Source organism: Nocardia sp. Root136 (assembly GCF_001427185.1).
GTDB lineage: Bacteria > Actinomycetota > Actinomycetes > Mycobacteriales > Mycobacteriaceae > Nocardia > Nocardia salmonicida.
Genome location: NZ_LMFE01000013.1, coordinates 259,359 through 272,578, shown reverse-complemented (window position 1 = coordinate 272,578; position 13,220 = coordinate 259,359). Strand labels below are relative to the sequence as shown.

12 protein-coding genes are annotated in these 13,220 nt (G+C 67.3%); 2 read left to right on the top strand and 10 right to left on the bottom strand.

The window, feature by feature from the left end:
* Nucleotides 1–71: 71 nt before the first annotated feature.
* The gene (locus ASD42_RS31975) at nucleotides 72–896 is read right to left on the bottom strand and encodes a hypothetical protein (protein ID WP_156677658.1); all 825 of its coding nucleotides are present in this window, start codon (nucleotides 894–896) and stop codon (nucleotides 72–74) included.
* 297 nt (nucleotides 897–1,193) lie between these two features.
* Between ASD42_RS31975 and ASD42_RS31970 the strand changes: the two genes are divergently transcribed.
* Complete coding sequence (locus ASD42_RS31970) at nucleotides 1,194–1,967, top strand: GntR family transcriptional regulator (protein WP_056823973.1); 774 nt, start codon at nucleotides 1,194–1,196, stop codon at nucleotides 1,965–1,967.
* A gap of 9 nt (nucleotides 1,968–1,976) precedes the next feature.
* Here the strand turns inward: ASD42_RS31970 and ASD42_RS31965 are convergent, their stop codons facing one another.
* The 5 genes from ASD42_RS31965 to ASD42_RS31945 form a co-directional block, all read right to left on the bottom strand.
* Entirely contained in the window at nucleotides 1,977–3,413 is a 1,437-nt protein-coding gene (locus ASD42_RS31965) for a threonine/serine ThrE exporter family protein (RefSeq protein ID WP_056823970.1), read from the bottom strand.
* Nucleotides 3,414–3,675: 262 nt separating this feature from the next.
* Nucleotides 3,676–4,794 carry an NAD(P)H-dependent flavin oxidoreductase gene (locus tag ASD42_RS31960; protein WP_056823967.1) on the bottom strand — a complete coding sequence of 373 codons (1,119 nt, stop codon included), beginning with the start codon at nucleotides 4,792–4,794 and terminating at the stop codon, nucleotides 3,676–3,678.
* 44 nt (nucleotides 4,795–4,838) lie between these two features.
* The gene (locus ASD42_RS31955; RefSeq protein WP_056823964.1) at nucleotides 4,839–6,191 is read right to left on the bottom strand and encodes a WS/DGAT/MGAT family O-acyltransferase; all 1,353 of its coding nucleotides are present in this window, start codon (nucleotides 6,189–6,191) and stop codon (nucleotides 4,839–4,841) included.
* A 271-nt stretch (nucleotides 6,192–6,462) separates the two neighbouring features.
* Nucleotides 6,463–7,347, bottom strand: coding sequence for a hypothetical protein (locus ASD42_RS31950; protein ID WP_056823962.1), 885 nt, complete (start codon nucleotides 7,345–7,347; stop codon nucleotides 6,463–6,465).
* 67 nt (nucleotides 7,348–7,414) lie between these two features.
* Entirely contained in the window at nucleotides 7,415–7,864 is a 450-nt protein-coding gene (locus tag ASD42_RS31945; RefSeq protein WP_056823959.1) for a MarR family winged helix-turn-helix transcriptional regulator, read from the bottom strand.
* A gap of 106 nt (nucleotides 7,865–7,970) precedes the next feature.
* Between ASD42_RS31945 and ASD42_RS31940 the strand changes: the two genes are divergently transcribed.
* Nucleotides 7,971–9,149, top strand: a complete 1,179-nt coding sequence (locus tag ASD42_RS31940; protein WP_056823956.1) for an MFS transporter — start codon at nucleotides 7,971–7,973, stop codon at nucleotides 9,147–9,149.
* A 63-nt stretch (nucleotides 9,150–9,212) separates the two neighbouring features.
* On the opposite strand, the gene ASD42_RS31935 is transcribed toward ASD42_RS31940, so the two are convergent.
* The 4 genes from ASD42_RS31935 to ASD42_RS31920 form a co-directional block, all read right to left on the bottom strand.
* Nucleotides 9,213–10,904: a cutinase family protein gene (locus ASD42_RS31935; protein ID WP_056823953.1), complete on the bottom strand. Its 1,692-nt coding sequence runs from the start codon at nucleotides 10,902–10,904 to the stop codon at nucleotides 9,213–9,215.
* A 117-nt stretch (nucleotides 10,905–11,021) separates the two neighbouring features.
* Nucleotides 11,022–12,167 carry a cation:proton antiporter gene (locus ASD42_RS31930; RefSeq protein ID WP_056823950.1) on the bottom strand — a complete coding sequence of 382 codons (1,146 nt, stop codon included), beginning with the start codon at nucleotides 12,165–12,167 and terminating at the stop codon, nucleotides 11,022–11,024.
* Entirely contained in the window at nucleotides 12,164–12,541 is a 378-nt protein-coding gene (locus tag ASD42_RS31925; RefSeq protein ID WP_056824229.1) for a hypothetical protein, read from the bottom strand. The genes ASD42_RS31930 and ASD42_RS31925 overlap by 4 nt, the downstream gene beginning before the upstream one ends.
* Nucleotides 12,542–12,652: 111 nt before the next feature.
* Nucleotides 12,653–13,180, bottom strand: coding sequence for a hypothetical protein (locus tag ASD42_RS31920; RefSeq protein ID WP_056823948.1), 528 nt, complete (start codon nucleotides 13,178–13,180; stop codon nucleotides 12,653–12,655).
* Nucleotides 13,181–13,220: the final 40 nt, after the last annotated feature.

The window sequence follows — 13,220 nt, the reverse complement described above, 5'->3', positions numbered from 1 at the left end:
CTGGCGCGCTCGAGTCGCGGCCCTTCGGTCAGTCCAGAATCGGGCGGGCCGCGAAGACGAGACTTCCAGGATCAGGTCGCTCGGAGGGCGATCACGAGGCCGTCCTTCGAACACACCTGCGGGACCTGGGTATCGGGCTGGGAATTGCACTGCCAGCCTTCGACGACGACCGAATCGGACGGGGCGATCGTGGTGACGTAGGTGGTGGCCACGTTGATCGCCTCGGTGCAACCGGGACGGCCGTCGGCGGTGCCGATCGCGATCACGGTGCGGGTGGCGCCGCCCGCGTCGGTGACCGGTCCGCAGTTCACGTCGTCGACGACGGGCGGCGGGACGGGCGGGACGCTGCTGGTGGTCGTCACCGGGGGCATAGTCGGGTCGACCGTGCGGACCGGGCTCGGGGCGGGCGGCGGCGGACTGGCCGGTGCCGCGTTGCCGCGCAGGCCGATGGTCAGGCCCTGGTTGACGCAGATATGCGGCACCGTGGTGTCGGGCTGCGGTTCGCAGGTCCAGCCGTCGACGGCCGCGGCGTCACCGGTGCGCGGGACACCGAGGTAATCGGAGACGACATTGATCGCCTCGGTACAGCCGGCCCGGCCCGCGTCGGAGGCGAACACGATGACCTCGGCGGTGGCGCCGTTTCCACCGGTGACCTGGCCGCAGTTCACGTCCTGGAGGGCGGGCTGCGGTGGATGGGTCGGACTCGGCGGTGGCAGCGGGGCGGCCGAACTACCGGTCAGCTTCGTCGCGGTGGTGGCCGCGGCGGAGGTCGTCGGCGTCGCGGTGGTGCTCGACGCGTGCGCTGAGTGATCCTCTTTGTCGTTGCTGCAGCCGGACAAGCCTGCGATCACGGCGAGTACGGCAACCGCGCTCGCGGCGAGCCGAGTTGTTCTCACAATTCCTCCCAAGATGTTTAGCTGCCCTGTTGCCTGCGTATTCAATCACGGTGTCGCACAGTGCTGTCTGATCCAGCGGCGCGCGTTGCCCGGCGAACGATCTGCGGTTCGGGTATCGCGTGCCGCGGTATCGGCCGGGTTGCCCACCGATTGCCGAACAAGCTGTTCGGTCGGTTCCAAGCAATGAACAGCTGGGTGACGTGAACCGCCCCACAGCGCAGGCAGGTGGGTGCGGGGTCGGGTTCCAGCGCCTAAACTGTCTGGGACGTAGCCGGATGATGACCGAAAGGTGTTTCGATGGGATCCCGGACGGTGGTCGCCGACGTTGCCGATGAGTTGGCGCGCCGGGTAGCCACCGGCGAGTACCGCCCCGGCCAGCTGATGCCGTCGGTGCGTCAGGTCGCCGACGAGTTCGGGATGAACCGCGCCACCGCCCAGCTCATCCTCGGCAGGCTCGAGTCCTACGGATTCGTCGAGGCCAGGCGCGGCAAGGGATTCACCATCCGCGATGTGCGGGTGGAGGGCGGCATGGACGTCTACCGGCACCTGTTCCGGTTCTCGATCACCGCGCCCGCGGTCGCCGCCGAGATGTTCACCGACATCGTCGAGGTGGAGCGCGGGATCGTCGGCGAGGCGCTGCTCGCCTACACCGCGGGGGAGAAGGTGCTCGATCCGGCCGAGCTCGCCGCCGCCGTCGACGAGTTGGAGGCGATGGCGCGCCACGCCGTGCCCGACCACGCGCGCATCATCGCCGCCGAGATCGCGTTGGTGCGCAAGCTCCTCGGCGTGCTCGAGATGAGTATGCAACGCGCGGTGCTGAATTCGATCGCCGATATGGTCGTGGAGGTGCCGGAGGCGATCGCCGCCTACTTCGCCGTCGCCCCCGATCTGCACGTGCTCGTCTGGCGGGCGCTGCTCGCGGTATGGGACGCCGACTCCCCGCCGAGCGAGGCGCAACTCGCGCTGTTCGAGGACCTGTTCGCGCTGTACCACGAGAAGGTGATCGCCCGCTTCGGCCAGCTCGTCGGCGAGACGCCGATCCACACGGTGCCACTGAGCTCGGCCGTCTGAACCGAACGGCTAGCTGTCTGAGTCGGGTTTCTTCGACGTGCCCGCGGTGTGTATCCAGGGCAGATGGTGTGGCACCACCGTGTCGATGAGGGTGCTGACACGCGGCGTGTGCGCGGTGGCAAGACCCGAGCCGACCATCACACCGAGCGCGATCGACATCACCGAGAGCAGCGCCGACACCAACACCTCCAGCCCGCCGCTCGACACACCCGACAGGGAATGCGTGACCAGGTCGGAGATCCCGGTGTAACTGATCCCGCCGGGCACCAGCATCCAGAACGCGGGCAGGAACGCCACCTGCGTCGGTGGCGCGTGCTTGCGGCTCTGGATCAGATACGCGGCGTTCACGGCGACGAGCCCGCCGAGGAATGTGCCCGTCAGCGGACCGGACACGTGCTTGCCGAGGACCTGGGCCGCGTAGGTGACATAGAGGACAAGCAACAGCCAGCCCACCGTGTTCTGCGGCGCGCTCGACCGCCACGAATGCCCGTAGCCGATCAGCAGCACCCCGAGCAGCGGTGCCCACCAACCCAATTGGGCAGTGCTCACCGGCGGATCCGACAGCGGTCCGAGCAGGCTGATCCCCACGTAGGAACCCAGCGCCAGCAGGAACAGCATGTTGATGCCGTAGACGACCCGGCTGGCACCGGCCACCATCGATCCGGTCGCCAACTCGATCGTGCCGTTGGTGAGCATCGCGCCGGGTAGCAGCGTCGCGACCGCGGGAATCAGCAACTGCTGCGGTTGCCCACCGGCGAGCGCGCCGGGAAAGCCGTACGCGAGCGCCGCGACCACCGCCGAAGCGACCACCGGCAACGCCATCGACAGCAGCCGCACCTTGTCGGCGAGCTGGGTCAGCGCGCCGACAACGAGGCCGAGCACCACATAGCCGACCAGCGCCCGCGCGCCCGGGTTGAGCATCATCCCGATGCCGACGGTCAGTACCACCTGCCCGAGCAGGATCAGCCACGGCGGACTGCCGGGCTTCTGGGTGAGGATCTTGTCGAGATCCATCGACGCCTGGCTCGGCGGCGGCGCGTCCTGCTCGATCTGGTCGATGAGCCGGTAGAGGCCGTCGATCTGGTCGAGCGGCAGGGTGCCGACGCGGGCGTCGAGCATGTCGATCGCGGAGCTTTCGTCGGTGCGTACCCGGACGAAGACCGCGGTGGGCAACACCATGAAATGGATGTTGTCGGTGCCGTAGCGCCGGGACAACTTGTCGAGGATGACCTGCACCCGTGCGGAGGTCTCGCCCGCGCCGACCAGTGCCACGCCGATGCGGCACAGCAGATTCAGCAGATCGGCGGGTACCGGCGGGTCGACGGGTTCGTGCTCGGTGGGCCGTGGCGTGGCCTTCGCGTATTCCTCGCGAATCTTGGCGATGGCGTGGGCGACTCGGGTCCTGGCCACTTTCCAGGTCTTGCTCGGGTACTCCTCCGAAGCCATGTCACCGCCGTCCGCAACCGTAGGGCAATGCTGCGGGGCGGTGTGCTGAACACCGCCCCACAGGTCAGATGCGCCGAGTGTAGTGGTAGCCCGCACAGTGAGCGGTCCCAGCAACCGATGGAATCGCACCGGTTCCCGAGATCTCGCAAGCACATGGGTAACTCATCGGGTACGGGCTGACCGGCTCGGCTCCGAAGCTTGCCGCGTCGCCGGCTTTCCCCGCACCTGAGTCTGGCTGAAGTTCTCGGGGAGGCGGACGAGCTCAGCCGTTGAGTCGGGTGAGGCGGTCGTAGGCGGTGACGTACTCCTCTACGAGGCGGTTGACCACGTCGGCGCTGCGTTCGACCTTGTTCATCATGCCGACGACCTGCCCGACCGGGTTGAAGTTCACGTCCTTGGCGGCCTCGGGGTAGCGGTGTCCGCGTTTGACGCCGTCGAGGGCGACCATCATCTGCAGCGGCATGGGCAGCGGGTCGGGGGTCTCGGTGGATTCCCAGGCGTCGGTCCAGTCGTTGCGCAGCATGCGGCACGGCTTGCCGGTCCAGGAACGCGAGCGGATGGTGTCGTGGCTGGTTGCCTCGAGGTAGGTGTCCATCTGGGCTGGCGGCACATTGGCCTCTTCGACGGTGAGCCACAGCGACCCGGTCCACGCGCCCGCCGCGCCCATCGCCAGGGCCGCCGCGACCTGCGCGCCGTTGCCGATGCCACCGGCGGCCAGCACCGGCACATCGCCGATCGCATCGATCACCTGCGGCCACAGCACCAGCGAGGACACCTCGCCGCAGTGTCCGCCGCCTTCGGTGCCCTGACACACGACGAAGTCGAGGCCGGCTGCCTTGTGGTTCATCGCGTGCTTGACCGAGCCGCACAGCGCGCCGATCACCCGGCCGGAATCCTGGATGCGCTTGACGACGTCGTCGGGCGGGGTGCCGAGCGCGTTGGCCACGAGCTTGGCCTTGGGGTGGTTCAGGATCACGTCGACCTGCGGACCCGCGGTGGTCGCGGTCCAGCCGAGCAACTCGTTGTGGTGCTCACCGTCGGGCAGCGCGGGCACGTTGTGGTCGGTGAGGATCTGCTGGGCGAAGTCGCGATGGCCCTGCGGAACCATCTGCGCCAGCTGCTTTTCCAGCTGCTCGGGGGAGAGCCCGTCGACGCCCTTGCCCTCGTATTTCGACGGGATCACCAGGTCGACGCCGTAGATGCCGGTGACGTGTTCGTCGAGCCAGGCCAGCTCCACCTCGAGCTGTTCAGCGGTGAAGCCGACCGCGCCGAGTACCCCCAACCCGCCCGCGTTGCTCACCGCCGCTACGACGTCGCGGCAGTGGGTGAAGGCGAAGATGGGGAACTCGATGCCGAGCTGTTCGCAGAATTCGGTACGCATACCGAACTGTAACACGTTCTATTTTAGTCGAAAATGGTTAATTTCTAGAGCGCGGCATCCTCCAGCGCGACCAGGGAATCCTCGAGGTGATCGAGCAGTCGATGCAGGTCGGGCAGTGTGCGGCGGCAGCCGACGAGGCCGAAATCGAGGTTGTTGCCGCTGGAGGTGAGGGTGATGTTCACGGCCTGCCCGTCGAGCGGGATCGACAGCGGATACGTGGCGTCCAGGCGCGAGCCGTTCCAGTACAGCGACTCGTTCGAACCGGGCACATTCGAGATGACGATGTTGAACGGCGGCGTCGCCACCGAGGCGAACCCGGGCAACAGCATCGCCGCCAGCGGACTCAACATCACCCCGGCCATCGCCAGCGTCTGCATCGGCGTGAGCGAGCGGTACACCTCTTTGTTGCGACGCGTCGATTCGCTCACCACCCGAAGACGTTCCAGCGGATCCGCGATATCGGTACCCAGGTTGCACAGCAGCGCCGCGACCTTCACGCCTTGGCTGTCGACATCGTCTTCCTCGCGCAACGACATCGGCACCAGCGCGATCATGGGCTTGTCCGGAAGAGCGTCGCGCTCCAGCAGATAGGCCCGCAACGCACCCGCCGACATCGTCAGCACCACATCGTTGAGCGTGGCGCCGGTGGCCTTCTTCACCTGCTTGACCCGATCCATCGACCAACTGCGCACCGCGCACTTGCGGGCGCCGCCGATCGGCACGTTGAACAGCGTGCGCGGAGCCTCGAACGGCAGGGTGAGCTGCTGCTGCAACAGGCCGGTGCGGGTCGCCTTCATCAACGCGGTGGTCGACGAGCGCGCCGAGGTGACGGTGTCGATCAGCCCGCCGAGCCGCGACTTGCCGGGGCGGGCCGGGCCGACCTTGCGCGGCAGGTTCCACGGCCGCATGAGCTCGGTCGCGAACGGATCGGTGCTCAGCGTGCGGCGCATGAGGCGCTGGGCCGAAACCCCGTCCACCAGTGCGTGATGCACCTTCCAATAGAGCGCGAAACGTCCGTCGGCCAGGCCCTCGACGAAGTGCACCTCCCACATCGGCCGGTGCCGGTCGAGCAGGCCGCTGTGCAAGGTCGACGCGTGGTCGAGCAGTTGGTCTATCTTGCCCGGTCCGGGCAGGGCGCTGCGCTGCACGTGATAGTCCAGGTCGACGTGGTCGTCCTGGGTCCATGCCATCTGCGGTGCGCCCAGCCAGGTGGCGGGCCGCTTACTGAACGTGGGCCGAACGTTCTTGTCGGCCAACAAGGTGTCGCGGAACTCGCGCAGATATTCGGGACCGGCGTCTTCCGGCGGTTCGAACAACTGCAGTGATCCGACGTGCATCGGGTGCTCACGAGATTCCGCGAGCAGGAACAGCGCATCCAACGGCGCGATGAAATCCATGAGAGATCGCCCCCTGACGAGAGTGGTTCGGTGAAAAGTCTTCAGACGATCGACCACGCTGTCGGGTATGGCACCCCTGCGTGCCATATATCCACGCTACCCGGCCCTATGGTGTCGCGTCAGCTGAACGCTCAGACCATCACGAACTCTATGCTGTTCGCCGGATGTTCATTCGGCGGAACGCTACTGGATGCTCGAGCTGTTCGAAAACGAGGTGTTCGAGCCGCTACCGCGATGAGCATCCGGCCGGGCCGGCTTGCATTCGTCGAGGTCAGACCTTGACGGTCTGTGCTTCGCGCGGGTCGACGGCGTCGCGCGGATCATCTTGCTGCGACGCCTCATTCGCGCGCTCCGGCTCGACCGACTGCTGTGGCTCGACGACCTGCTGTGGCTCGACGACCTGCTCCGGCTCGAGGGGCTGCTCCGGCTCGGCTGTTCTCTCCGGTTCGGTGGGCCGTTCCCCGGTGACTTCCTCGAAGGCGACTTCTTCCGAACGGGTTTCGGTGGTCGCCGGTTGAGGCACCGGAACAGGCTCTACCCCCGTGCCTTTCGACGCGATCTCGATGCCGAGTTCGATGCGCGTCGTCTCGACCAGCGCCCGCTCCTGCTCGGCCGCGTGGCGCATCGCCTTCTGCCACAGCGAGGCCATCTCCTCGAGCTCCTCGACGGTCGCCTCCACGTCGATGTGCAGTTTCAGCCGCTGCATCGTGATGTGCTGGGCGGCGGTGAGGGTGCGTAGCAGGTCTTCGCACTTGTTGGGAATCCGGCGATGCGCCACCACCCGCAGGCGAGTCAGCATGCTGCCGGGGCGATCCCAGATCACCTTGTGAATCTGCGCGCCGACACCGTCGATCTCGTCGGCCGTGACCAGATCCCACTCGCCGCAGGTGGTGAGATCGGAGCGCACCGAGGCCGAGGTCTCCAGGATCGAGGCGACCGCGGCGAGCACCGCCTCGCGGCGCCACGCTTCGTGATCGCGCTGGTCGCCCACCATATTCGACAGCTCGACATTGCGCTGCGCGGCGTCGAGTGCCTGCCTGCCGCGCTCATCGGCGGCCGCGATTCCTTCGCGGTGGGTTCGGTTGTTGGCGATGAGGCCGACCAGAACTGCGCCGGCGACCGGGAGCGAGCCGAGGAGTGGAAGCCACTGAGTCACCAAGCGATCATTGCACCGGTACCCGAAACAGTCACCATGATCGGCGCGTTGGCATCGATGTCGCGTGTCAGCTCGGCGCCGGAACCCCGTGCAGAAAACCGATGAGGGGGGCCAGTTCCGGGATCTGCTCAGCGTCGGCGAGTGCGGTTTCGAGTGCTCGATCGTGGGTCGGTTTCGCCATTTCGTAGGCGGCTCGGCCGGTTTCGGTGAGTTCGGTGTAGATGCCGCGGCGGTCGTCGGCGCACAGCACGCGCACCAGGAAGCCACGGTCTTCCAGTCGGTTGACCAGTCGGGTCGTCGCACTCGCCGAGAGTGCGGCGGCGCGGGCGAGCTGCGAGATCCGCATGTGCCAGCCGTCCTGGCGGGCCAGTGCGTCGAGCACGGTGAACTCGACGATCGACAGCTCGTGCTCGCGCACCAGCTCGCGTTCGAGCGCGGTCTCGATGTGCGCGTGTAGCGCGGCCAGGGTGCGCCAGCCGGTCGCCCGCACCTCGATGGCGTCATCAGCAATACCCATGTGACGAGTATAGCTGGCGGTTGCAATATAGCGCGTGTGCAACTAACGTCGTCTAGAGTTAGTTGCACACGCGGGTAATCGGCTCTTGTTGGAAGGAAGCGTTCACATGCCACTCGGTCTCATCGCTCTCGCGCTCGGGGGCTTCGGCATCGGACTCACCGAATTCGTCATCGCGGGGTTGCTCTCCCCGGTGGCGGCCGACCTGGGCGTCTCGGTGCCCACCGCCGGCTATCTCATCTCCGGTTACGCGCTGGCCGTCGTCATCGGCGCGCTCGCGCTCACGCCGCTCGTCAATCGCTGGCAACCCAAGCGCGCCTTGCAGCTGCTCATGGTGCTGTTCGTTGTCGGCAACGCGGCCTCGGTACTGGCTCCCGGCTACGCGGCACTGCTCGGCGGACGGATCCTCGCGGCCCTCGCGCACGGTGCGTTCTTCGGCATCGGGGCGGTGCTAGCGTCCTCGCTCGTCGCGCCGGAGAAGAAGGCGGGCGCCATCTCGATCATGTTCGGCGGGCTCACCGTCGCCAATGTTCTCGGCGTCCCGCTGGGGACGTTCATCGGACAGCAGTGGGGCTGGCGAGCCACGTTCGTGGTGATCACTGTCGTCGGGCTGGTCGCGCTGGCAGGTATCACCGCGCTCGTCCCCGACGCACCGACCACCCGCGAACGGCCGGACCTGCGGGCCGAACTGTCGGTATTCCGCAACACCCAGGTCTGGTACTCGCTGGTCATGACCGTGCTGGTGTTCGGTGGCATGTTCGGTGCGTTCATGTATATCGAGCCGCTACTCACCCGTGTCACCGGGTTCTCCGAGGGCGTGGTGCCCTGGCTGCTCGTGTTGTTCGGTGTCGGGCTGTTCTTCGGCAATCTGCTCGGCGGCCGCTGGGCCGACCGCGCACTCACCCGTACCCTGCTGGCGCTCGCGCTGGCCCTCGGGATCTCGCTGGCGGCGTTCGCGCTGCTCGCCGATCACAAGATCGCGGCGCTGCTGCTCCTGCCCGCCATGGGCTTTTTCGGCTTCGGCGCGACCCCTGGCCTGCAGATGCGGGTGCTCGACCATGCCGGTGCCGCACCGACTCTCGCCTCGTCGGCCAATATCGCGGCCTTCAACGTGGGCAACTTCCTCGGCGTGTGGCTGTCCGGGCTGGCGATCAGTGCCGGGTTCGGCTGGGTCTCGCCGCTGTGGGTCGGGATGGGGTTCGCGGTGACCGGCCTGGTGGTGTTGATCGCGGCTACTCGCGGCGAGCGTGCCGTTGGGCCCCCGGTCGCCGAACCTGTGGCGGCCTAGACAGACGAAAATCCCCGGTGCGCAGCGGTTATCGCTGCCCACCGGGGATTTCGTCGTCGGTGACTAGTTGGCTGGCGTGGTGGTTGTCGGGGCCACCGTGGTGGTCGGCTCGACAGTCGTGGTCGGAGCCACCGTCGTGGTCGGTGCCACGGTCGTGGTGGGATCCACGGTCGTGGTCGGGGCGGGTGCGGCGGCCTGGTTGGTCGCCGGTTCCGGCGTGGTGGTCGACGGCGTGGTGGTCGGGGGCACTGTCGTGGACGGTGCCGTGGTGCTGGTGTCCGTCTTCGACGTGGTGGTCGACTTGGGGCTGGTCGTCGTCGACTTCGAGGTGGTCGACTTCGACGTGCTGGTCGGCGCGGTGGTGGTCGTCGCCGGCTTCGTCGGAGCTGCCAGCGCGGCTGTCACCGAGGAGTCGTCCGGTGCGGCCTTGGTGTTCACCGTCTCGCCCGCCTGTGCCTGCTTGGCCAGGTGCGTGAGCCATGCCGCGGCGTACTCCGCCGAGGTGAGCGGCTTGCCGTTCGCGGAGTCGGAATCACGCCAGTAGTCGAAGTGGTGACCGGTGCCGTTCGGGCCGAGGGTGAGCTGGTACGGATCGCTCATCGCCACCGGGATCGTGTTCTGGTTCGTCACGATCAGCCCGACGATCTCGTTGAAGATCTTCTGCGGCAGGTACGCCAGCGGCGAGAGCTGCTCACCGGCGATCACGTCGGCCTTCGCCGGGGTGGTGGTGGGATGACCCGGCTTGTAATCCGGGTCGGAGACCTTCAGCAGCACGTCGAGGAAGGTTTCGTCGCTGGCCATCCAGTTCGGGTTCGAGCCGATGTCGGAGAACGCGGCCATCGCGATCCGGCCCAGCGTGAAGGCCATGTCCTGGCCGGTGGCCGGAGTGAGCCCGTCGCGCTGCAGGTCGTCGATATTGATCTGGCGACCCACATTGGCGGCCAACTGCAGCAGCGAGATGTTCTCCGGCGCCGCGCAGGTGAGGTCACCCTCGGAGCAGAACGAGGCGATCTTGCCGTTGAGCGCGCCGAAGTCGTTGCCCGTGGTCACGCCCTGACCCGAGATCGGCTTGGTGCCGTTCTGGTACTTCTGGTCGAAGTTGTCGGGGTTGGCGAACGGGTCCTCGGCACCGAGGAACGTGCCGTCGCCGGCCTTGCGCCCGGGATCGGCGAACATCACCACACCGAGCACGTCGTCCGGATTCACGGTCGCGTATCCGTCTGCGGGATCGTCGTTGCCGATGCCCTCGGCCACGCGGCGCACCACGTCGGCGCCCTCGCTGTAGCCGACGATGGAGAACTTGGTGTCCGGGCAGGCCGCCGAGATCTCGCGCATCACCTGCTGGGTGTTGGCGACACCCGCGTTGACCGCGTCCTCATAGGTCGACATATCGGCCGGGTAGGCGATGTACACCGCCGCGTACTCGCCCTCGGCCAGATCGTCACGTGGTGCGTTCACCACCGGATCCACCCAGACGCTGCTGTGATCGCCCGACAGCGCCGCGGGCAGCGGGTTTCCGTTGGCGTCGAGCAGCATCGCCGTGGTGCCCTCGACCGGGGTGTCGTTGCGACCGGCCACCGAGATGGTCACCATCTCGCGGCATTCGGTCACCGACGTGGTCAGCTCGTAGCTCGGTGAAGCAGGCTGCGACGTCACCGCGAACGAAGCGGCCACGATCGCCGCGACTCCCAACGCCGCAGGCGCGGCGACAGCCGAAGCAAGGCGATGTTTCGCAAGAAACTCACGCAGATTCATATGTGATCCCGTTCGAATGACCTACAGGTGGGCAGGCCCCCCGACGGGCCGCATGTCACGAACATTGTCGTGACCACCAGCAAGATCGTTACTGACGCGAACAGGAATTGATCGGGCTCACAGGTCGACCGCGGGAGCGGTGGCCTTCGCCGCGAGTCGTCCGGCCGCTATCGCCGCCACCACAATGGTGCACAGCGTCGCCAACATGATCGCCGAGCCCTCGCCCGGCACGAGCACCCCCAACTGACTACCGACGGTCACCGCCGCGACGGGCACCCCGATCTGGGCCGCGGCCAGCGTGCCGTAGGCCACCGGCTGGCCGAGCAGTCGCGCCGCGCAGTGCACGGCAACCGCACCGAAGCCGAGGGCGAGGCCGAGCAGGATGAACCGAGGATGCTCCCCGAACTCCCGGAGATCGAGCCGAGCGCCGAGCCAGACGAAGAACAGGGGAGCGAGCAGGCCGTCGCTGATCGCGAACACCTGCTTGGCCACCCGCCGTGGTTCGCCGACCCCGGCCACCGCCAGGCCGGCAGCGAACCCGCCGAGCATGATCGAGACGTGCATCGCGCTCGCCACCCCGCACAGCGCGAACACCAGGACCAGACTCACCCGCAGTTCGAGCGTGAACTTCCGGTCCTCGGACACCTCGTGCACCTGGCGCTGTGCACCCGTCTTCTGTAGGTAGCGCAGGACGAAGAACATCACCACCGCGCAGAGTGCGACGGCTACCGCGCCGATCGCGGCTCTGAGGGCGTTCGCCGGATCGATCACCAGCGGCAGCGCGACGATGCACGCGGTGTCGGCGATGGCCACCTGTGCGGTGAGCGACAGGACCGGCGGCCCGCTCAACCGCATCGAGTCGATGATCGGCAACGCCATCGCCGCCGACGACGACGCCATCAGCACCGCGTAGACGGCCGCGTGCCCGATGTCGAACGCCTGCGCCACCGCCCAGCCCGCGACCGCCGCCACCACGCCGACCAGCACGGCCCGCGCCGCACCGCTGCCGAGCGCGGTGCGCACCTGCGGATCACGCACGGGAACGTGGGTCCCCGCGGCGAACATCACCAGCGCGAAACCCATATCCGCGAGGAAGACGAAGATCGGATCGGTGGGGTCGAGGATGCCGAAACCAGTGGTGCCGAAGATGATTCCCGCGACCATCTCGCCGAGCAGCACCGGCAGGTACAGCTTCTTGGGCAAAGCCAGCAGCGGCCCGATCAACCCGAGCGCGACCACCAGCGCCAGGGTCGCGAAGGTCATGGCATCGCGGCGATCTTGGCCGGTACTTCGATGTTCTCGTCGGCCCAGTACAGCGCGCACACCCGGTGGTAGCCGTCCGCGATCAGCATCGGCACGTTCCGGCGACAGTCACCGCGCACCAGCAGGATCGGCGAGAGCTTCTTGCCCTCGGTCACCTTGAGCAGGTCTCTGCGCACATGCGGGTTGTCCGGGGTGAGGGCATTGAGCTGGGAGGCCCGCAGAATGTCCTTCACCTTCTTGACGACCACCGGCGCGGCCCTGAGCTCGGCCACGATCGCGTCTACCAGGGCCTTGTCGCCGAGTAGCTCGATATAGTCGGCGGCAGCCGGATAGTCGTGGTCTTCCGGGGCGGACTTCCACTTCACCTGCAGGATCGCTTCGGTCATCGACTCATCATCCGCCCCCTCCAACGGGTTTGCCGAGGGGTCGCCACATGTTGTAGATCGGTTGCGCGATCGGTATCGGGCCGTGGTCGGCGTAGCCACCTACCAGATGTCGACCCATTGCGGTCGCTGCGGCACATCGAATCCCGCGGCGCGTCCGCGCACCAGCATCGGCAGCTCGGCGTCCGGCGGAAACCGGTGCGCGAGCCGTTTCGCGGCCGCCCGCCGGAACTCCGCGAACGCGAACTCCTTCTTCATCCGGTGTTCGGTTCCTGTCTCGGGATGGGTGAACACCACGTCGATCTTCACCCTGTGTGTGACGAAGATCCGTCCGGCCCGTCGATGCACGTGGTGACCGGACTCGACCACCGTCGCCGCAACGGGGACCGCGGACTTCCTCAGATACGCCCGGCGCGCACGCCACCCCACCGCGAGCACGAACGGCCACGTCACCAGGCCGAACACCAGACCGATCGGCAACATCAGCGTCATCGCGACGTCGCTGCCCGACCACTGCGCCAACCGCATCCCCACATGGAGGACGCCGAGGAAATACAGCACCGCGCCAACCGCCGATACCGCCCAATACACCGGCACCACCGGATTGACCGGCGCCGTACTCTTCCCCACCCTGATTCCGATCTCATCGCGGCGTTGCCGCAGGCGATGC

Coding starts and splice junctions, on each gene's coding strand:
- ASD42_RS31970 (WP_056823973.1), top strand. CDS start 1,194: ATGGGATCCCGGACGGTGGTCGCCGACGTTGCCGATGAGTTGGCGCGC.
- ASD42_RS31940 (WP_056823956.1), top strand. CDS start 7,971: ATGCCACTCGGTCTCATCGCTCTCGCGCTCGGGGGCTTCGGCATCGGA.
- ASD42_RS31930 (WP_056823950.1), bottom strand. CDS start 12,167: ATGACCTTCGCGACCCTGGCGCTGGTGGTCGCGCTCGGGTTGATCGGG.
- ASD42_RS31965 (WP_056823970.1), bottom strand. CDS start 3,413: ATGGCTTCGGAGGAGTACCCGAGCAAGACCTGGAAAGTGGCCAGGACC.
- ASD42_RS31945 (WP_056823959.1), bottom strand. CDS start 7,864: ATGGGTATTGCTGATGACGCCATCGAGGTGCGGGCGACCGGCTGGCGC.
- ASD42_RS31955 (WP_056823964.1), bottom strand. CDS start 6,191: ATGGATTTCATCGCGCCGTTGGATGCGCTGTTCCTGCTCGCGGAATCT.
- ASD42_RS31960 (WP_056823967.1), bottom strand. CDS start 4,794: ATGCGTACCGAATTCTGCGAACAGCTCGGCATCGAGTTCCCCATCTTC.
- ASD42_RS31935 (WP_056823953.1), bottom strand. CDS start 10,904: ATGAATCTGCGTGAGTTTCTTGCGAAACATCGCCTTGCTTCGGCTGTC.